Annotated in this window: 19 protein-coding genes; 9 read left to right on the top strand and 10 right to left on the bottom strand. The window is 42.4% G+C overall.

Translation table 11 applies throughout. The features are described from left to right. Nucleotides 1–2: 2 nt before the first annotated feature. The 5 genes from A587_RS0102250 to A587_RS0102230 all read right to left on the bottom strand — a co-directional run bounded on the left by A587_RS0102250 (nt 3) and on the right by A587_RS0102230 (nt 4,426). Nucleotides 3–491 carry a hypothetical protein gene (locus tag A587_RS0102250; RefSeq protein WP_017216263.1) on the bottom strand — a complete coding sequence of 163 codons (489 nt, stop codon included), beginning with the start codon at nt 489–491 and terminating at the stop codon, nt 3–5. Nucleotides 492–607: 116 nt separating this feature from the next. After that, entirely contained in the window at nt 608–1,285 is a 678-nt protein-coding gene (locus A587_RS0102245; RefSeq protein ID WP_017216262.1) for a glycine-rich domain-containing protein, read from the bottom strand. A 113-nt stretch (nt 1,286–1,398) separates the two neighbouring features. Then, a complete protein-coding gene (gene phaC, locus A587_RS0102240) occupies nt 1,399–3,165 on the bottom strand; it encodes a class I poly(R)-hydroxyalkanoic acid synthase (protein WP_017216261.1) in 1,767 nt (588 codons plus the stop codon). Between the two features lie 62 nt (nt 3,166–3,227). Continuing rightward, nucleotides 3,228–3,575, bottom strand: coding sequence for a phasin family protein (locus A587_RS0102235; protein ID WP_017216260.1), 348 nt, complete (start codon nt 3,573–3,575; stop codon nt 3,228–3,230). Between the two features lie 101 nt (nt 3,576–3,676). After that, nucleotides 3,677–4,426 (bottom strand): SDR family oxidoreductase, encoded by a 750-nt coding sequence (locus A587_RS0102230; RefSeq protein WP_017216259.1) that lies wholly within the window; start codon nt 4,424–4,426, stop codon nt 3,677–3,679. A gap of 216 nt (nt 4,427–4,642) precedes the next feature. Here A587_RS0102230 and A587_RS0102225 point away from each other — a divergent pair, with 216 nt between their 5' ends. Both A587_RS0102225 and A587_RS0102220 read left to right on the top strand, forming a co-directional pair. After that, entirely contained in the window at nt 4,643–5,185 is a 543-nt protein-coding gene (locus tag A587_RS0102225) for a hypothetical protein (protein WP_017216258.1), read from the top strand. A gap of 115 nt (nt 5,186–5,300) precedes the next feature. Then, a complete protein-coding gene (locus A587_RS0102220; RefSeq protein WP_017216257.1) occupies nt 5,301–6,146 on the top strand; it encodes a PD40 domain-containing protein in 846 nt (281 codons plus the stop codon). Nucleotides 6,147–6,171: 25 nt separating this feature from the next. Here A587_RS0102220 and A587_RS0102215 read toward each other — a convergent pair whose 3' ends face one another. Further along, complete coding sequence (locus A587_RS0102215; protein ID WP_017216256.1) at nt 6,172–7,689, bottom strand: winged helix-turn-helix domain-containing protein; 1,518 nt, start codon at nt 7,687–7,689, stop codon at nt 6,172–6,174. A 138-nt stretch (nt 7,690–7,827) separates the two neighbouring features. Here A587_RS0102215 and A587_RS0102210 point away from each other — a divergent pair, with 138 nt between their 5' ends. Continuing rightward, a complete protein-coding gene (locus A587_RS0102210; protein ID WP_017216255.1) occupies nt 7,828–9,255 on the top strand; it encodes a serine hydrolase in 1,428 nt (475 codons plus the stop codon). A gap of 116 nt (nt 9,256–9,371) precedes the next feature. On the opposite strand, the gene A587_RS0102205 is transcribed toward A587_RS0102210, so the two are convergent. Together A587_RS0102205 and A587_RS0102200 are read right to left on the bottom strand one after the other, a co-directional pair. After that, complete coding sequence (locus tag A587_RS0102205) at nt 9,372–11,000, bottom strand: methyl-accepting chemotaxis protein (protein ID WP_017216254.1); 1,629 nt, start codon at nt 10,998–11,000, stop codon at nt 9,372–9,374. A gap of 414 nt (nt 11,001–11,414) precedes the next feature. After that, nucleotides 11,415–11,933: a hypothetical protein gene (locus A587_RS0102200; RefSeq protein WP_017216253.1), complete on the bottom strand. Its 519-nt coding sequence runs from the start codon at nt 11,931–11,933 to the stop codon at nt 11,415–11,417. 113 nt (nt 11,934–12,046) lie between these two features. Between A587_RS0102200 and A587_RS0102195 the strand changes: the two genes are divergently transcribed. The 5 genes from A587_RS0102195 (at nt 12,047) to map (ending at nt 16,519) form a co-directional block, all read left to right on the top strand. Then, on the top strand, nt 12,047–12,535 hold the full coding sequence (locus A587_RS0102195; protein ID WP_017216252.1) for a hypothetical protein: 489 nt from the start codon (nt 12,047–12,049) through the stop codon (nt 12,533–12,535). Beyond that, nucleotides 12,532–12,906, top strand: coding sequence for a rhodanese-like domain-containing protein (locus A587_RS0102190; protein ID WP_017216251.1), 375 nt, complete (start codon nt 12,532–12,534; stop codon nt 12,904–12,906). The genes A587_RS0102195 and A587_RS0102190 overlap by 4 nt, the downstream gene beginning before the upstream one ends. A gap of 195 nt (nt 12,907–13,101) precedes the next feature. Next, nucleotides 13,102–15,366 (top strand): TonB-dependent siderophore receptor, encoded by a 2,265-nt coding sequence (locus tag A587_RS0102185; RefSeq protein ID WP_017216250.1) that lies wholly within the window; start codon nt 13,102–13,104, stop codon nt 15,364–15,366. A 180-nt stretch (nt 15,367–15,546) separates the two neighbouring features. Beyond that, nucleotides 15,547–15,747 carry a ParD-like family protein gene (locus A587_RS0102180; protein ID WP_010375827.1) on the top strand — a complete coding sequence of 67 codons (201 nt, stop codon included), beginning with the start codon at nt 15,547–15,549 and terminating at the stop codon, nt 15,745–15,747. A gap of 1 nt (nt 15,748) precedes the next feature. Next, complete coding sequence (gene map, locus A587_RS0102175; protein WP_017216249.1) at nt 15,749–16,519, top strand: type I methionyl aminopeptidase; 771 nt, start codon at nt 15,749–15,751, stop codon at nt 16,517–16,519. 12 nt (nt 16,520–16,531) lie between these two features. On the opposite strand, the gene A587_RS0102170 is transcribed toward map, so the two are convergent. After that, nucleotides 16,532–17,335 carry a methyltransferase domain-containing protein gene (locus tag A587_RS0102170; protein WP_017216248.1) on the bottom strand — a complete coding sequence of 268 codons (804 nt, stop codon included), beginning with the start codon at nt 17,333–17,335 and terminating at the stop codon, nt 16,532–16,534. 31 nt (nt 17,336–17,366) lie between these two features. After that, entirely contained in the window at nt 17,367–18,122 is a 756-nt protein-coding gene (locus tag A587_RS0102165; RefSeq protein ID WP_017216247.1) for a Nif3-like dinuclear metal center hexameric protein, read from the bottom strand. 504 nt (nt 18,123–18,626) lie between these two features. On the opposite strand from A587_RS0102165, the gene A587_RS0102160 reads away from it, so the two are divergent. Continuing rightward, a complete protein-coding gene (locus A587_RS0102160; protein WP_017216246.1) occupies nt 18,627–20,660 on the top strand; it encodes a tetratricopeptide repeat-containing sensor histidine kinase in 2,034 nt (677 codons plus the stop codon). The last annotated feature ends 60 nt before the right edge of the window (nt 20,661–20,720 follow it).

Below are 20,720 nucleotides of genomic sequence, written 5' to 3'. Positions count from 1 at the left end.
AGCTATTTCACAAGTACGGCGTACTCGAAGTTTGTGCGCTGTGAATTTGGGCTGATCACTACTTGGTAAGTGTCAGCGCCAAGCATCACATAATTCACCTTACCCACCTTGAGCGGTTTTGGTGTGCTATCTAAATCCATTATCCAGACACCAGTTTCTGTATCCGGAGCCAAGTTTATTAAGGTTCTTCCTGCGTTATTTGGAATATATAAAGCGGCATTGCTACTTTTACCCCAAATCGCTTTGAGTTTGTGGTTTTCCGACACCAATGTGTAATCCGCAGGACCGGAAGGGCGCATATCGGTCTGACGTTTGATTTCACATTGTTCACATTGAATTGAGGGAGCTGACAGGTGCGTTTGCAGCTGCCCATCAAAAATGATGCCTTCTGAGGCGATTCTCCACAAAGATTGACCTTCGCCCAGCTGGTGGCATCCCGACATCAGTAAGGCTGAAAATAGCAGGCTGTAATGTTTGTTGAAAATAGGCACCGGATCACCAAAAGAAAACTAGTTAAACCGGTACAAATAGTAGCTAATCTTTGGCGCCAATATAAGGCCTTAACGTTAACGAATGTAAAAGGCCGCATCCTAGAAATACTTTGTGTTTAACTACTACAGCCGCTACCGCAACTTGAACCACTACTGCAACTTGAGTTTGAAGAGCTTGAGGAAGTGCTGCTGTCGCCACTGTCCATTGACGTACACCCGATGTGCCCGGCATAGGTTGTGCTGCTGGAGTCGCCTTTGGCAATGGGCTCTCGAAAATCAGTTGCCGAGTAGTAATAGCCATTTGGGATGTTAAGTAAGGCATCCAGTGCGAATAATATAGGTAAAGCAGCTGGCCTGCGCGGAGATATTCCTTCGATGCTACAGCAGGCTCTCCATGTTTTACGCAAACTGAGTTGAGCTTTGTTTTTCCCTTTCATTGCCTCAGATGGACAATGGTGTAAGAAACGGTCAAAAGCCTGGTAGCAAAAGGAATGATACTCTTGTGTGTGTAAAATAAATTCATGCCACAGCGCATCGACAACCTGAGAGGGCATAGCCAAGGATTGATCTTCGAGCAATAAGTTCGCGTGAAAAAACTGCTTAAGGCCTAGCTCAACCTGTGTCAGTTGCTCATTGGTAAGCTCAGGGTAATGGTGGCTGAGTTTGGGCCTTAAATGTGTGAGGTTGTAATCTTGAATAAAACTACGTCTACGTGCCGTCGTTTTTACTTTTTGATATTGTAATACGCCAACAAAGGCTACGAACGCCGCAACAAGTATAAGAAATCCAATCATGTTATTTCCCTATATTTTTGCGTCCTAGACTGACCGAATGTATAGAATGTGTCAATAACGGGAAATATTAGAAGCAAGATTTCTTGCCTCTAATTGATTTGATTGTAAGTTTCTTAAATACTCTGTTTGACGTATTCTCCGGGGGCATCGTAAATCCCCGGTTGTTCATCACTTTGTGCAGCACGAGCTGGGACTTGCTCTGGGTTTATTTGATGTAACCACTGTGCCCAATGGGACCACCATGACCCGCTTTCATGCTTTGCCGAGGCCAGCCACTCAGCGGGGTTTTCTTGGTCTTGTCCATCAAACCAATAACCATATTTGTTTGCATTTGGCGGGTTAACCACACCAGCAATATGACCAGACTCACCGAGCACAAAGGTGAGCGGGCTGCTGAGCTTTTTAGCCCCCTCAAAAGTGCCTTGCCACAGCGCAATATGATCGTCACGGGTAGAGAGAAAGTAGACAGGTTGCTTTACTTTACTGAGGTCAATTTTAGTGCCACGAATACTGACAGACTTGTCTTCAATAAGCTGATTATTGAGATATAAGTCTCGTAAAATAAAGTTGTGGCAGGCCGCTGTTAGATTTGTACTATCACTATTCCAGTAGAGTAAATCTAAGTCGGCGGGCGCTTTGCCTTTGAGGTAGTTATTAACGAAGTAATTCCAATACAAGCTGTTTTCTCTCAGCATACTAAAAGAAGTACCGAGCAGATGCCCTGACATCACGCCATTTTGATTATTATACTGTTCTAGCGCATTAATGGTGGGCTCATTGATAAATGCGCCAAGTTCACCTGGCTGCGAGAAATCTAAAATTGTGGTCAGCAAGGTTGCACTTTTTACTCTTTGTTTGATGCGTTTAGCAGCAATATAGGCCATACATGTGGTGAGTAGAGTACCGCCGATACAATAACCCACAGTATGGATTTGCGTTTCGCCTGTTTGTTTTTCTGTTTGCTCTAAAGCACATAACACACCGTCGACGACATAGTCGTCAAACGCAATATTTGCCATGCTTGGATCTGGGTTTTTCCATGACATCATTAGCACGGTATACCCTTGTTCAAGTGCCCATTTAACCATCGAGTTATCTGCTCTCAAGTCCAAAATATAGTATTTATTAACAAATGGCGGCACGATAAGCAGGGGAGTCTTGTGTACTTGCTCCGTAGTCGGATGATATTGGATCAATTCAAACAAGTGGTTTTGGAATACCACTCTTCCCGGTGTACAAGCTAGGTCTTCTCCAAGTGTATACGCATTTTCATTGGTCATGCTGACTCGGAGCATTTCAGTGCTTTTGGCTAAATCTTTTTTTAAGCGCGCCAGTCCATCGAATAGGTTCTGCCCGTTACTTTCTAGCGTCAGCTTGAGTAATTCAGGGTTGGTTGAAACAAAGTTGCTCGGTGATACTGAATTAACGGATTGTCTTGCAAAAAACGCTAATCGCTCTTTAAGTTTTGGGTCGAGACCTGGGGTATTTTCAATGGTGTTTTGTAGTGATTGTCCAAACCAAAGATAGCTTTGTTTAAGGTAGTTAAACCAAGGATTTTCTTGCCAATCTGGGTCTATAAAGCGTTTGTCTCCACGCTCAGGGCTAATAATGTCTTCTTTCTCATCGGTAGTTTGTGGCATAAAACTGTTTTGAAAAATTGCAAACTGAGTTTGCCACCACGCATTTTGCTGCTTAATAAAGGTTTCTGGTTGCTGATTGAGTGCACTGAGCCAACTTTGTAAGTCGGCTTGGTTTTGCTCATTTAATGCATTTTGTAATGGATTCGCTTTACCAAAATTTGTCGCTGCGAGCTGCCACAATTCTTGGTTATATTGCCACCACGCAGTTAACCCTTGCTCAATATTTTCTTGAGTGCCCATACAGGTAGATCCTTTGTGTTGTTTGAACGGGTAAGGCGACCTAAGCCGCCCAAAATTGCAGGTTATTGCGCTTTCGCTGTTTTTAGCGTTTCTTTACCAAGAGATTCTAAGCTGTCTTTAAATTCTTGACCTAACTGAGAAAGCTTTTGACCATCTTGGATCATCTGTTGGCTTAGTGCGTTTAACGCGTTCAACTGACTTGCGTTAAAATCCATCATAGATTTTGCATCTTTGATTTCAGTCGCTTGCTTTAGCTGCTCAATGGATGTTTTAGTGATCTGTTCAGCCGAGTGCAGCTGAATTTTAGATAGTGCTTCGATGTTTTTTGCCACGATTTGGTTAAACTGTACCGCTGGTGCAAAGAATTGCTCAGTTTGTTCGTTGAATGTTTTGAATAAATCGCTGTACATGGTCTTTTCCTTGTTATCGATTAAGTTAACACAATGGATGATAGTGAATAGTTGGCACCACCGAACATCAGGTACAGCTCGCTCCCTCAGTGGTACTTAGGTTATTGCATGTATAGGCCGCCATTGAGCGACAGGGTTTCGCCAGTAATGTAACCGGCTGCTTTTGATGCTAAGTAAGCAACTGCAGCTGCAACTTCGTCAGGCGTGGCTAAACGCTGCATCGGTACTTGTGCTTTTATGCTATTTAATACGTCTTCACGCATGGCGCTCACCATAGGCGTTTCTGTGTAGCCTGGTGCTACTGCATTGACGGTGACACCGCTTCTCGCACCCTCATAGGCCAGCGCTTTGGTAAAACCAATCATGCCTGCTTTTGCGGCGGAATAATTAGCCTGCCCAAACTGACCTTTTAGGCCATTTACGCTCGAGATATTAACGATACGACCTTGCTTATTTGCGCACATTGCCGCAAAGACCGGGTTGGTCATATTAAAGAGGGAATTTAAATTGGTGTTGATCACCTCGCTCCATTGCGCGTGGGTCATTTTTTTAAACGCTGAGTCGCGTGTGATCCCGGCGTTGTTTACGAGTAAATCGATATTACCAAATTCTTGTAGGACCTGAGTCATCGCTGCGTGGCATTGCTCAGCGTTAGTCACATCCAAGAATAAAGGTTTTACTGCAGCTGGATTTATTTGTAGCGTGTTAAGCCAGAGATCAAAGTCGGCCTCATTACGCCTTTCGCTTGCTATCGCTATAACAAAAAAATCTTTTTCAATGAGTGTTTTCGTAATAGCAGAACCAATCCCACCAAAGGCACCAGTTACCACTGCAATTTGCTTGTTTTCCATAACGCTCCCGCGAAAAAAAGAGGCTATACCAACATACTTCCTAGCCGAGTTAGCTTATCGAGTATTTTTGCTGGTATTTATGACAAATTGGTCGCGAGTTGATGTCAGTTTGAAGACAGCGGAAACGAAATTAGGAACGCACAACATAAATTTAATTAAGTTTTTTCCAGCTTTTCCGATATGTATAACAAACAGTGTCTATCCCAAGGAGTGAAAATGGATATTCAAATACATCAAGGTGGCTTATCACCGTTAAAGCAACTAGCTGAGTTGAAATCACAGGGCTCGGCTCAAGCTGCTTCCAACCAGTTAGAATCGCAATCCCAAAGCGGTGTGGAGGAAAAGCAAGAGGTACCCGCGATGCTTTCCAAAGAACTCGATGACGAAGCGGCTGGTTATAAGGAAGATAACCCTGTATTTAAAGAGGATTATGAAAACTTAGAAAAGGCAATGGACCTTATTCAAGCGCAAATTCGTAAACTCCAAGAAAGAATTAATAAACTGATGCAATCCCAAGAGCAGCGCTTTTTACGGGTCGAACAACACCCTGACGCGACTAATGATGAGCAGCAAGCTTTAATCGAACACGTAGGCAGTAAAAAGTACCGTGACCAAACAAAAGTGGATGAAGTGGAAGTGCTTGAAGAGCAGCTCTCTGAATTTAAACAGCAAGAAGCGGAGCTTCGCATCCAGATGTTAAAGATGATTTTGGCGGAGCGAGAGCGGTTAGAAGAGCTTAAACGCAAAGGAAAACGGTAGAAATCAGATAAAGGTCATTAATAAATCATCAGAAATTCAAGAGAATTTTGCTGAAATTGTTACCTTACCCACTCTCAAAAAAATAATCTCTAACCGAAGAAAGTGAGTAATAAAAATGAAAATAAACATTGGTTTAGCGCTGTTGATGATATCAATGTCTGCTAAGAGTTTCGCGCAGCTTAGATCCGGTCCTTATCTTGGCCAAACACCTCCTGGGGACACACCTCAAGTATTTGCGCTTGGCACGGTGTCAACAGAGCACAGAGATCACAATGCGTTTTTCTCCCCGGACATGAAAACCTTTTATTTTACGCGAAAGGATCTGAACGTGAACCGTTGGAGTTTAATTGCATACGAGCAGCGAGGTGAACAGTGGCATGATACGGTTGTTGGTCCAAGAGTTGGCAGGCCATTATTAGCACCAGATGGCGTGACCATGCATATGGGTAAATATGTTATGACACGTCGAGAGGGGAGCTGGTCTGAAGCCAAAAGTCTAGGCCCTATGTTTGATAAAGAAAGTTGGGGGATCATGCGGTTAAGTGCATCTGCGAGTGGTACGTATGTGTTTGACGATTATAAAAGTGGCGATGTTATTAGGATCTCTGAGGTGAAAAACGGTCAGCGCCAACGACCGGTTAAATTAGGTCCTGAAATTAACACTGGCCTTTATAATGCACATCCGTTTATCGCGCCCGATGATTCTTACATTATATGGGACGGGGTTCGAGATTCAGGGTTTGGTAACTCGGATCTTTATATTAGCTTCCGCTTGAAAGACGGTAGTTGGGGCGAAGCGATTAATTTGGGAGACAAAGTGAATACCAGTGCGCGGGAGGCGTCAGCGAGTGTCACGCCCGATGGTAAATATTTGTTCTTTAACCGTACCACACCTTCACGAGATGCTGATATTTTTTGGGTTGATGCTCAGGTCATCGAAATGCTAAGACCTGCCAATTAATCTATTGGTATACAGCGCACAGTGACTACTTTGGTGTGCGCTTTATTCTTTTCTTTAAGTTAGTCAGAGTAAGCTGCTCAACAATGCTATCTAAAAAATGAGCTTGAGCTGCCGTGATATTGAAGGGTAATGCTTTCAACCTAAACTCGTCACTAAATCCCAGTTGAATAGCCTGTTTGAAATAGTCCTGAGCCTTGTCATTTTGCTGATGGTAAAGGCTGATGAGACCGAGGCTAAAGACTAATTCAGGGTCTTGGTTGCCGGCCTTTATCTGGTTGGCAATATCATTGGTGTATTTACTTATTGATTGATGCTTAGCAGTGAGGAGTGACAAGTATAATTGACTGAATAATGCGTATTTACCGTGCTTTTCAACAGTCAGCGCTAAAACATCGGTCGCTTTATCATGATGATTGTTACTTAGATAAGAAAGGGCTGTGAACCAGTTTAATGTCTGGGAATTTGGTGCGGCTTTGGCTAATAAGTTAAGTTGTTGGATGGCTTGTTCGTGCCGCGCTTGTTGCTGCAAAAACTGGACGTGTTCTAGTTGTATCCTAGGAGATCCCTTTACTTCAGGGCTGGCGTTGACAAGTACCTTGCTAAACCAGTTGGCCATATACATTTTGCGCAGGCAGTGGAGGTAGCTAGCAACTACCTTGGGTTCGGTGGGAGAAGCCTCATAAGCTTGGCGTGCTAGCGGGTATGCATCAATGGTATTGCCTTGCAAGAGATAGGTCTCGGCTAGGTGTGACTTTAACAAAGGCCAATTAGGTGTATTTGCTATGGTGTCATTTAGAAGTTTTTGTGCTTGATGGTAATGCCCTTGAAGCGTCTGTGCTTGAGCCAAAAGCAGATTTGCTGATGGACTATCAGGTGTTAAGTCCAGCGCTTTTTCTGTATTGATCCGGCTTTTCGTCAGCGCGTCTGCAACCTGATTATATAAGTTGTAGTCGCTCAATAATGCCCGACTCAAGCCCTTATAATTCTCATCTACATTTTGTGATGTTGTGATGCTTTGCTGATACAGCGCTATCGCCCGCAAATTATCTTCTAAAGTTTGTTGGGTAAAGTGTTGCTGGGCGATGCTCAATGCTGTATCCGAACTTGTTGGAGAAAATGGTGAGGTAAAAGGGGAGTGATATATACAGATTGCAGACACCAGAATTAAGCCGATACTTCCGCCGGCTAGAGTAGTAAATCGTTTTACTGCTGGCGCTTGCGCTTCATGATTTATCTTATTAACGGTTGCGCTAAAGCGGTATCCGAAGCTGCGTTCAGACACGATATATTCTGGTTTATTGGCATCATCTTCAAGGAGCTTTCGTAGCCTTGCTATTTGTTTTTTAATCGCATCATGAGTCACGACTCGACCAAGCCAAACTTGTTGTTCTAATTGCTGGTGGCTCACAAGGTGAGGTGCATGCTCAATCAGGTTCAGCAACAATCTATGCGCGAGCGGTGTCAGTACATGAGACACATCGCGATGACTGATGGTACGAGAAGACACATTAAAGTCCCATTTTTGATTCAACTGATACTGCAAGTCATCAATCCTGTATTTTTTATTTTATTGATTTAAAAGCTTTTAATTGTTCTGTCACGCAATGTCACCAAAGCACACTGGCAAGCCAACATTAGATACGTAGAGTAAGACTCGTCATAACAATAAACAAGGATTTCCATGAAAGCATTACCCCATTTACTGTTATTTTTATGCTTGTTTTCTATGCCTGCTCAGGCGACGACTCAACTGCAAAAACAACTAGATGACTATATCGCGCAGTATCACCAAATTAAAGAGTTTGATGGTGCCGCTTTGGTTGCTCGAGGATCTGAGGTGTTACTGCAACAAGGTTATGGGTTTGCCAACGTAGAGTGGCAAATAGCAAATCAGCCCAATACTAAATTTAAGCTCGCATCAGTGACCAAACAGTTTACCGCGCTTTTGGTATTACAACAGGTTGAGAAAGGAAAGATTGAGCTTGATGCTAATATTTCCAGTTATTTACCTAAATACCGAAAGGATACGGGAGACCAAATTACCATAAGACAATTACTTAATCACACATCAGGCCTACCTGATGTGTTTCAACACCCCGAATTTCGCCAAGTGCAGAGTCACAACCCTTATAACCATGATGAGTTTATCGACCATTTCTGCTCAGGAGACTTGTTGTTTGAGCCGGGCTCTGCGTTTCGTTACAGCAATGCCGGTTACACTATACTTGGACGTATCCTTGAGCTTGTGAGTGGACAAAGTTACTGGCAACTACTTGAAAAGCAAATATTAGTACCGTTAGATATGAAAGAAACTGGATTTGCCGATGATGAGCAGGTAATTAAAGGCCTAGCCAGTGGTTACGATACCACGTTAAAGGGGTTCAAACATGCCGATTTTATTGACATGACTGTGCCTTTTTCCGCGGGTGCAATGTATTCAACGGTGCTAGATATGTATAAGTGGGACCGTGCATTATACACAGATAAACTATTAACGCCTGAGACCAAGACATTGTTATTTACCCCCTCTAAACATAGAAATTACGGGTTTGGCTGGGAAATCACCAACAAAGAAGATGCCAGTCAAACTAAAACGCTGATTCACCATGCCGGTGGAATCCCAGGGTTTGGGGCTAAGATTGCAAGAGTATTGGAGGACAAAACGGTTATTATTTTACTGGATAATACAGGTGGTGCACCATTGACACAGATGGTTGATGGCATACTTGAAATCCTTGCAGGTAGGGCTGTAGCAGCGCCCAAGTTAAGTCCAAATCGGCTGCTTTTTGCGACGATTCTATCTGACGGCCTTGAAGTTGCGATTAAAAACTATCAGCAACAGGGTCGCACAGGGAAGGGGCTGAGTGAGCGCCAACTAAATCGCTTTGGTTATCAATTATTGGATGTCGGTTATTACGACGCCGCGATTGAATTTTTCAAATTGAATGTTGCGGCACACCCAAAAAGCGTGAATACCTATGACAGTCTTGCTGAGGCGTATCTAATTAAAGGAGATAAAACCAATGCACGTGTTACTTACCAGCAGCTATTGCAATTAGATAGTAGCCATGAAGCGGCTAAGAGATTTGTAGAATCAACTTTGAAGTGAGCGCAGCAATTAACTTTTGCTATGTCTGTTACCGAGCATAGTTTTCTGATGATAGAGTGCCTCAATTATATAGCGCCTAGCCGTTACCTAAGCGCTATTAATTTCGTCGGGTTATCTTAGAGCGTAAACTTGTCGACTTGTGACTTTAAGTCATGGGCAAGTTTACTCATTTCATTACACGCCGTCGCGGTTTGGTTGGCACCTTCGGTCATTTCAACGGCTGAGTAATTGATAGTCTCGATATTTTTGTTCAGCTCCTCTGAAACCACTGATTGCTGATGACAAGCTGACGCGATCTGTGTACTCATGGCTGCGATGCTATCAATTTGAGATTCAATTTGATGGATCATATTGCCAGCGACTTCCGATTGCTCAACACAAAGTGCAATACCTTGTTCACAGCTTTTGGTTGCCACGCCAGTTTCCTTCGACTTGGTTTGTAGGTCGTTGACGATTTCAACAATTTGCGTGGTTGAATCTTGGGTGCGTTGGGCCAGTGAGCGAACTTCATCCGCAACAACGGCAAAACCACGACCTTGCGCGCCTGCACGAGCGGCTTCAATGGCGGCATTTAATGCCAATAGATTCGTTTGTTCCGCGATCTCTCTGATTACGTCAACAACCACATTAATGTTGTGTGAGTTTTTCTCGAGATTATTGGCAAGCTCGCCTGCAGATGTGACTGTTTGTGCAACGTCTGAAATATGATTAATATTTGATTTGAGTGCGTCGCTGCCTTCTCTGGCTTTTTCACTTGCCTGATTTGCTGACTCAGCGCCCATTTCTGTACTTTTAGCTACTTCACTAATTGCCGCTTGCATTTGTGTCATCGCGGATGCGACGGATTGCAGCTCATTTTGTTGTACATTCATACCTTGGGCATTTTGGTAAGAAATGGCATTTACTTCTTCTACTGCTGCAGTTAATTGAATGGCTGAGTCATTGATCATGGTGATTAAGGCGTGTAACTGTGAACGCATTTTTTCTAAAGACTGGGTCAATAAACCGAGCTCATTCTTGCCTGTATCTTCAAGTGTAATCGCATGATTTAGCTCACCACGGGAGATTTTACTCGCAAGATCCACGGATAAAGCAAGCGGTGTCTTAATCGCTTTACTCAACAGCATACAAATAATGACTATGGTTATTGCAACGAGTAATCCAGAAATCGCTAAAGTAAATAGGGTGCTATTAACGGCTGATATAGCCGAACGCTCAGAATTTTCAACACTGCTATCATTTAGTGCTTCCAGTTCACTAAGCTCAGACATGGCGTTGGCAAACAGGGGGTAGCTATCCAAAATAATACGATTTGCTTCTTTTGCGTTGCCACTTAAGATAAGGCTTTCATAATGATAGGTCGCATTGACGTATCGCTGCCAAGCTTTAATAAATGCGTCGAATAACGCTTTTTCTTCTGTGCTGACCGATAATGATTGATAAAATGCTATCTTGTCATTTAATGACTTCTTCAGATCTCTTAATATAGCGAGCCAGTTTTGTACCTCTGAGTCTTCAGGGTTTAATGCAGTACTAAACTCATCTTTACGTATCGTTGCTAAGTCAATTTTAATGTCTTTGATGGTTTCCATCGATGGAATACTGGTTCTGACTATGTCGTTCAGATTGGCGTTTACTTCTTTCATTCCTTGGTAGCTCATCAAGCCAACTCCAATGAAAATGACAAAAAGTAAGGTGAAACTTAACGTTATTTGGTTAGAAATAGATAGTTTTTTTAACTGCATTATTGAAGCTCAATGAATCCATGGATGATGATTGATATTTAAAGGGGCGGTATTGTATTTGAAAAGCAGGTGATATTAATAATTAAATGTTTTTTGCTAATGTTTGCAGTTTGTATTATTTGTTGATTATATTTTGTGTTTTAGATTTGTGATTTTTTAGCTGAAAGGTGGTGTGGTTTTTTATCCTCTTTTTGTGATTTTCTTTTCTAAAAAATGTCCGGTTTTTAACTTTGCCACATCACTTACTTTTTTGTTAAAAATCTTTACGTTATGGAGACTTATAAATAGCGTTGAAGGACAAAGTTGAGGTATGTAGTCTAAGTGAATTAAAATTCACCTAAATTTTAGTTGTTGAAATCTGCATAATATTGATTTAGTTAAGTCGTTATAAAGTAATAGACGCGCTAGGACTATTTAGACTTCATACCTTTTATCTCGTTGCCTAGTCATTTCATCAAGTACCATTTGGATCATCTGTTGCTTTATATCAGCATGCTGTGATTTAAGCTCATCAAGTTGTTGGGTTAAAATCTCGATTTCTTTTTCTGTTTCATTATCACGGTACTGTTTTGCGCCGGTATGTTCATATCTCAGGGTATCTTCTTGTGTCGTTGGGACATCAATATCACTTACTGTGGATACTTTTATGGCCCGCTGCAGAGGTGTCTTTTTTAACTCGCTAATAAGCTGTTGTAAATGTTGGATTTGCTCTTTCATTAGGGCTTCAGACTGTTCTAACATTTCATATTGTTGCTTAAAATTAGGGTTGTTACCTTTGTATTTCTTTGCCTTTTTATCCATAAACTCAGTCAGTATGGTTTCATTTGCTGGTTTTTCTTCCGTTTCTTCTGTGGAGTTACTTGTGGCAGTGGATGTGTCGTTGTTTGCGTTTAGTGCGTCGGCAAAATGATGTGGCTTCGTTTGAATTTCCATAACGTTATCCTTGTTATCTCTATTTCTAACTGTATCGGAGTATTTCCTGATTTCTTTAGCTGTTTGGTTAATCCCCGCTAAGCTAACAAGGTTGGCTATTAGGAGTCAGTGAAATGAAGGTATGGTTTGTTATTAGTATTTTGTTTTTTAGCTGCAGCAGCTTAGCTAAATGTGAAGATCAAGTATTTAGACAGTTTGATTTTTGGCTTGGAGATTGGTCGGTAACGAGCGTAGGAGGCCTTGAGTCTGGACATAATCGTATTACCCGTGAGTATGATGGCTGTGTTATTAAAGAAAGTTATACCACTGAACTTGGGTATCGTGGTGAGAGTATAAATATTTATGATGCTTCCACTCATCGTTGGCATCAAACTTGGGTGGATAATAGTGGGCTGTTGTTACAGTTGGATGGTGAGTTTCATGAAGGGAAAATGGTATTACAAGGGGATAGGAAAAATGCAGCAGGTATTAAGGTGACGGATAAGATAACATGGACTGCGAATCCAGATGGTACGGTACGTCAAGTTTGGCAGAGTAAGCAAGGGGCTGATGAGTGGCAAATAGTATTTGATGGATTATACAAAAAGGAGACTGAAGAATGAGAAAACTGATTATTAGCTTTATGTGGTTTGTTAGCAGTATTTGCTATGCTCAATCGGAAACGATCACACAGCAAGCGCTGATGGTAAATCAAATGTCTGCAGACGCTTACACCATAGTGGACGTACGAAGCCCTGATGAGTTTGCCGCAGGACACATCAAAGGGGCAATAAACATTCCTTTTAATGAGATTGAAATGCATCAGGAAGAGCTGACTAAATTGACTGATACACCACTCGTTGTGTACTGCCGCTCAGGGCGTAGGGCTGGCATCTTCATTAAAGCACTAGCGCCAAAAGGTTACACCTTAAAACACCTAGAAGGTGATATGAATAAGTGGCTGGCGGAGTCTTTACCTGTGGTGGAAAAGTAGGGGCTCCCTACTTTTTGAGCGAATAGCAGAGGGTAAAAACAAAAGGTAAACGGCAAAGCTCAAGGGTTTGGTCGCTGGTACGTTTGAATAGCGCTTAAAATAACTTCATATCACTAAAAAAGGGACTTGAAAGAATTATTAATATAAATGATAATCACTATCGTTTTCAAAATGAAGTTAATTTAGGGAAAAACGATGCGCTCTTCATCTCCACGTACACGAAACAATTCTTTAAAACTCTCTCTTTGCGCCACTTTTGTGCTGTTCTCACTACATGGCAATGCACATGCCGCTGATGATACGCTAGCTGCTGATGCCGCGGGTGATGGCAGGGCTCAAGAGCTTGAGCATATTTATGTGACGGGCACGAGTGTAAAAAATTACACCGAGTCTGCAAACAAAGCAGCATTAAAAATGATTTTATCACAGCGTGAAACGCCTCAAGCGGTGACCGTTATTACAAATCAAATGATGCAAGATTGGCAAACGGTTAACATTGATGAGATCTTGGAACATGCAACGGGCTTTTATGCAAAGCGTGGAGCCAGTCTCGATAGGACTCGTTTTTCTGTACGTGGCGGTGATGTCAATTTAATCCAAATAGACGGTGTGCAACAGTTCCCTGGTGGCCGAAGACCAAATGTAAATGGGGATGCGGTTGCTTACGAGCGCGTGGAGATTGTACGTGGTGCAAATGGTTTATTAACTGGCGTTGGTGACCCAACTGCGACCGTAAACTTAGTAAGAAAACGTGCAACAAGCGATGAATTTAAGGGCAGTGTGGCGGTTTCGGCCGGTAGTTGGGATAATTACCGCGCAGAGGTGGATGTGGCGAGCGGGTTAAACCAAGAAGGCAGTATTCGCGGCCGCTTTGTTGCTGCACATTATGAAAGAGATTCTTACATTGAGCGGTATAGCCAGGAGAAGACTTCCATATATTCTACTGTTGAGGCAGATCTGACCGATTACACCTTATTGCGACTCGGTGTGGAATATGCTGATACTGCTTCAAAAGGGGCGATAAATAGCCACTCTCAACCTTACTTTTACGCTGATGGTAGTCGCTATCAGGGACGCCGTGGTGACACTGGGATGACGGCAAAATGGAGTAGCTGGCCAATCGAAGAATACACCTATTTTGTTGGGCTTGATCACGCGTTTGAAAACGATTGGCAACTCCATGCCATTGCGACTTACAATACTATTGAGATGCAAGGTGGGCAGCTGTTTTTCGTCTATCCAGATGGGCCTATCAACCCTGATGGCAGCAGCGATAATGGATTCGGTTACAGTGCTGTAATAAGTAGCTCCGAAGATGAACAAAAGACAATAGACTTGTCACTCCAAGGCCCAGTAGAGCTATTTGGTCGTACGCACGATGTTATTTTCAGCTACAACCAATTCAAGCGAGAGCGTACCTCATTTGGTAATGAAGCAGACCAAACCGCGATTTCATTAGAAGGATTAAATTTTCACGATTGGACAGGTGACGTGCCGCGCTATCCATTTAAAGATTTAGGCCGTGATAGTTTGACGGTAACAGACTCGAATGGTGGATTTGTGGCCGTGCGTATTAACCCGCATGATGATGTTAAGCTTATTGTTGGCGCTAGGATCACCAATTGGGAGTATGATATTGACCTTTATGATCCTAACAACGGTAAGTTTCTTCGTAACCGCTATCATGAAAAGGTGGATACAGAAGTCACGCCTTATGCCGGACTCGTGGTTGATATTAATGAACAATATAGTGTTTACGCAAGCTACACAGAAGCATTCCAGCCACAAGCCTATTTTGATATCAATGATAAAATGCTCGACCCAAGCACAGGTGAAAGCTATGAGCTAGGGGTAAAAGGTGAGTTACTTGATGACACGTTGAACTTTACGGCAGCGGTGTATCGTAATGTTGAAAATGGGCTTGCGATTGCCGATCCAAACTACCCAGATAGCTATCTAACTCCGCAGGGCAATAGACCATATATTCAGCGCGGTGAAGGCGATACGACAGAAGGCTTTGAAGTTGAATTTACGGGTTCTATCAATGAGCAGTGGAATATCAGCTTAGGGCTGTCAAAACACAAAACTGAATCAAAAGATGGTAAAGAGCTTTTAACAGATCAGCCCAAAGAGCTGATAAACCTGTATACCACCTATGACTTTAGCGAGTTTGTTGACGGCTTGACTGCGGGGCTTGGAATTAATTGGCAAGGTAGCTTTTATGCAATACCACAAAGGCCATTGCCGGGCGGCGGTAGCGAGGCGTATAAGATCACACAATCTTCCGGTGCGTTACTTAATTTAATGGCAAGATATGAAGTGAGTGAACAACTTAGTGTGTCGCTTAACTTCAACAATCTACTGGATGAAAGTTACTACAACAGTATTTCATCTTGGGACGGCTATGTAATGCACGGCGAACCGTTCAATTGGCAATTAGGGATGCGCTATAGCTTTTAGTGAGTCAACCTAAGCTTGGGTGACATAAGCTTGAAATACGGAGTGCACCGCCGAGGCGGTGCATTTTTTTCCTTCAAATCTTTTGCCTCAAAACAATAAGCAAATAGGCATTATATTTTGCATTGTTCCGCAACTTCGTTATTATATAAAGTATATATGATATGTATATGGTTTATATAAATGGGTATCGTAAAAATTTCAGATGAACTACACGATGAGATCCGTGAAGCGAGCACTGTGATGTCGCGCTCAATCAATTCACAGGCTGAGTTCTGGATTAAAATTGGGCGACTTGCCGAGCGCAATCCAACACTCACGTTTACAGAGATCATTACGGCAGAGATGTCGCGAGTGAAGTCACAACAGCCAAAAGGAAATTGAGATGCAAGAGGTTACCTTTAAAACCGCTGATGAGATCCAATTGATGCGCGAAAGTGGGAGATTGCTTACGCAGGTGTTTGACTACATTGATAGTTGGATTGAGCCCGGAATTTCTACGCTAGAGATTAATGACAAAGTGCACAACTTTATTGTTGATGAGCTTAAAGCGCGTCCTGCTAGCCTTGGTCAATATGGTTATCAGTTCGTTCTTAATAGCTCTGTGAATGAGGTCGTATGCCATGGGGTGCCGAGTAAATCACAAATCTTAAAGTCTTCGGATATTGTAAATATCGATATTACGCTTGAGAAAAATGGCTTTATCAGCGACTCCAGCAAAATGTACGTGATGCCAGACGCATTACTCCCAGCCAAAAAGTTAGTGGCAACGACTTACCAAGCGATGTGGGCTGGGATAAAAATGGTTAAACCTGGAGCAAAACTTGGGGATATCGGTGCGGCTGTACAGCAAGTGGCTGAAAAAGCCGGTTACACTGTGGTACGCGAGTATTGTGGTCATGGGATCGGTAGAGAGATGCATGAAGCGCCAAATGTATTGCACTATGGCAAAGCAAATACCGGAATGACGCTAAAGCCGGGGATGACCTTTACCATTGAGCCGATGATCAATCAGGGAAGTGCAAAAATTAAAACCAAAAAAGATGGCTGGACTGTGGTAACCCGAGATAAAAAACTATCGGCGCAGTGGGAGCATACTGTGTTGGTAACAGACGACGGTGTTGAGGTGTTAACCCTAAGAGCGGAAGAAGCGTAAGCAGTGCTGTACTTACGCTTTTTTTAACATCAAGTGGGTATAACGACCTAGAGACGCATAGGGCTCTTTACGATTGTATTTAAGCTCTAAGGCGAGCAAAGCATCAAAACCTTCATCCGCCTTATTCAACTCCCTTAAGTAGTCATGAAAACAGCGAACACCGGTTTTTTGCATAACGCTGAGTTTTGCTTTATCAAGCCAAGTTGCCATATCTGTTTGGCTAATTGGTTTATTGGGACTGAGACCTACTTTTTGTTTTACCTTAAGGCCTTTTTGCACATAGTCGAAGTTACCGTACACCATATTGGCCATCAGATGCGCCTCATGGTTGAAATACATTAGCGAAAGCAAGCCAGTTTCGCTTAGCTGCGACTTTAGCAGCATAAGCGCACTTTGTTGCTCAACTAGCCATTCAAGCACCGCATGGCACAATACTAAGTCGAATTGTCCTAAGTTCAGCGTATCGAGCGCTTGTAGGGGCGCGTGGATAAAATGAAGCTGGTCACTCAGTCCGGCTTCATGCGCGCGCGTTTTGGCAAGTTCAAGCATCTCTTCTGAAATATCAATCACAGTGACATGGTGGCCAAGCGATGCTAAATAGAGCGCCAATTGCCCTTGTCCGCCGCCAACATCTAATATGCGTTTGCCACTTGATTGCGTTAACCAGTCAACTTGTGCGCTCAAGTCACGCTTGAGCACTGCTTCTCTGATTTTGCCTTTATTGGTGCCATAGATATTGTTTTTAAACTTGTGCGTTAGTTCTGCAAAGTTTTTATCTGTCGGTGCCGGTTTTTGTTGCTGCTTTTTTCTAGCCATATGCGAGATCACTTAATTAAGCAAAGTGGTATTAAACCGGGTTGTCGATATCAATAAACTCAACATCCAAACCATATTGCGCAGCCAAATATTCACCAAGTGCCTTAGCGCCGTAACGCTCTGTGGCATGATGTCCTGCCGCGATAAAATGGATCTGTTGTTCGTTTGATGAATGAATGGTTTGCTCTGATGCTTCACCCGTTAAGTAGGCATCAATGCCTTGGCTTGCCGCGAGATCAATAAAGCTTTGTCCACCACCGGTACACCAAGCGATGGTGTTGATTGGATGATCGCCAGCAACATTTAAGAGCGGCTTTCTACCGAGTTTCTCTTCAACTAAAGCAGCAAAATCAACAGCAGTCATTGGTGTCGTTAATTTGCCTTTTACCGCTACGCTATTTTTATTCCAAGGTTCAAGTGGTCTTTCATATTCAAGCCCAAGTAACTTAGCGAGCTGTGCGTTATTCCCGAGTTCAGGATGAACATCCAGTGGAAGGTGGTAAGCGATTAAGTTGATGTCATTGGCAAGCAGGGTTTGTAGGCGGCGCTTTTTCATGCCAGTGACACATTGATCTTCCCCTTTCCAAAAATAGCCGTGGTGAACCAAAATGGCATCAGCACCACGTTCAATAGCAGCATCAATCAAAGCTTGGCTTGCGGTAACACCCGTGACGATTTTTTGGATTTCGTCTTTTCCTTCCACTTGCAGACCATTTGGACAGTAATCGTTAATTTGAAATGGCTTCAGTAATTCCGTTAATTGATTCACTAATTTGGTTCGTTTCATAACACCCCCTAACTCTTAGATAGCGCTAGTTTAACTGGTTTAACTGAGGATCAAAAAGGAAGATTGCAAAGATAAACTAGGGCCTGTTTATCTTTCAAGTTTGTTTTTGCAGCAGTTTGATTGGTATTTATACAAGGCAGAGCCTGCGTAGCATAGTTGTTCTATGTGAGTCAGGCGATAAAGACTTTGTGCTCCTGCAAAGTCACCTTACCCCACATCCTTGTGGGGCAACACAGAAGAAATGCCAATCAAGCGCTGCCCTTTGGGTTCACCTGAGTGCGCTTTGTTCATTGTTGCTCAACTTTTGCCTAGATTACTAGGCAAAAGTCGAGCGTCGCGACCAAAACACAATCAGGAGAACAAAAATCAAACAGCAAAGGTCAACAGGCCCTAGTCTTGTGTGGATAAATTAAGACAAACAGCTCGGATCTGATTGTTCTTTTATTAGAAATAAAAATAAATTACTGTGCTAATTAATACCTTATTCTTATTAAAGGTGAAATTATGTTTAAGTTATTAATGTTTCTGCTTCTTTTGTATATTTCTGGCGTGCAAGCAGAAATGAGTGAAGAGGACTTTGAATCCCTGCGACTACAGATTAGGAAACAGTACACCATCGACCCGAAGGTAGCGCTTCAACTTAGTGAACAAGCACTCAATGACAGCCACTTAAGTGCAGATCAGGAAGTCGCTATTTTGAATTATAAAGCTTGGTTTCAAATGGAACTGAATCAATTTTCGGCAGCGATGCGCACGACAAATGAAATCAAACGGTTAATGTATGAAGCACAAGATAAGTCGTTGATTTATGCATACTACAATTTATCAGGGGGAATTTATTCTAAGCTGGGACTACATGAGCTTGCGTTAGTGCAGTACAAGGATGCATTAGTTGTTGCAGAGCAACGAGGTGAGGACATGGTGTACCAAACGAAAAGTAATATTGCTGACGTTTATTTTTTGCTTGGTCAATACGATGTCGCGCTAGATTACTATAACGAGTATTTGCTTTTTCTGAATTCAAACAAAGATGAGCTTTCACTATCACTGCTTTATAACAAATTTGCTAAAGTCTATATAGCTAAAAATGAATACGATAGTGCTGCGAAATTTATCGATAAAGCACAGCAAATTCAAAAGAGTAGTAAGTCTGACTACCATCTAGCATATTCATCTCATTACCAAGGAAAAATAGCACTCGCTAAAGAGCAATTGAGTGCAGCTTCTGAATATTTTAGAAAGGCCATCTTAACCTTTCAGCGGCTTGGCACCACGAATGAAGTCAATGACGTTAAGCTGGATTTGATTTCACTGGATATCAAACAAGGAGATATCTCTGAAGCTAAAAAGTTGGCAGAAGAAGTCTTGGATTCGACAGTGCAAACAAATACTAAAAATAAACAGGCAAGTGCTTTGTCGGTGCTAGCGAAAATAGCCGAGTTACAAGGAGACAGTAAATATGCGTTGGCTTTAACGCAGGAATTGAGCCGAGTGGAAAGAGATATCTATGCTCAGCAGCGTAATATTACCTTATCTCGCGCTTCTTACGAGCTTGAGATGGTTGAGAAAGAACTAGAGATTGAGTCGCTTAAACGTGTGCAAGCGGTTCAATCAGCGGAGGCAAGCGCACAACAGAAATGGCTGCTGAGCATTATAGTGTTTATGCTGATCTATGCCGTATCAACTATCTTAGTTATTCAGATTATTCGTCGTCGTAATGGTAGTTTGAGATCTACATTAAAAGAATTGACGAGTACCCAAGAGAAACTTGTTGAAGCGGAAAAGATGTCTTCACTAGCAGGATTAGTTTCGGGAATGGCACATCACCTCAATACGCCTATTGGTCTGGTGATCACCGCAAACTCCTCCTTAAATGGATCACTTCATGACATTCAAAATAAATTTGAGCAAAAAACGTTGTCGCCAAATCACCTTAGCCATTTCATCGGAGATGCGTTAGTCGCCTCAGATATTGTTGACCGCAGTGCTAATCGCCTTAATGCCACAGTCGAGCGCTTTAAAGCAATTAATACCTCAATTGGTAGTGCGGAAGTTAAAACAATAGAGTTGTCTGATTTTTTAAATTTACATATTCGCGAAATTTTAGTTCGTATTGCACCAAAAGTGAAACTTAGCTTAGATAACGATAAGCTTGAGGTTCAAACCTACCCTAATATCCTGCTTGAGGTATTGAAAGAGTTTATACACAATTCAGAGCAACATGGTTTTACGGACAATTTACTAGAAGATCAGCCTAAGATAGCGATTCGCTTGAGTGAATATGATGAGGCATGGCAGCTGAGCTACAAAGATAATGGTAGGGGTTTACCTGATCATAATACCGAGCAAGTATTTAATCCTTTTTTTAGTACTAATTTAGCGATGCAATTAGGACTTGGCTTAACTATCGTATTTAACAGCGTTGTCCATGTTCTTCAAGGCACGATTAAGGCGTATTCAAACGATGATGGTGTCGAGTTTTTATTGACCTTACCGAAACAGCTCAAAAATGGCAGGCGTAAAGCTGTGGATAATTAATTCAACCACTTTTGGGAGCTGTGATGTTTTTAAAAATGAGCCGCTCATCCATGAGTGAGC

It is taken from the genome of Pseudoalteromonas sp. NJ631 (assembly GCF_000276645.1).
Classification (GTDB): Bacteria; Pseudomonadota; Gammaproteobacteria; order Enterobacterales; family Alteromonadaceae; genus Pseudoalteromonas; species Pseudoalteromonas piscicida.
This window is presented reverse-complemented; position numbering and strand designations above follow the sequence as displayed.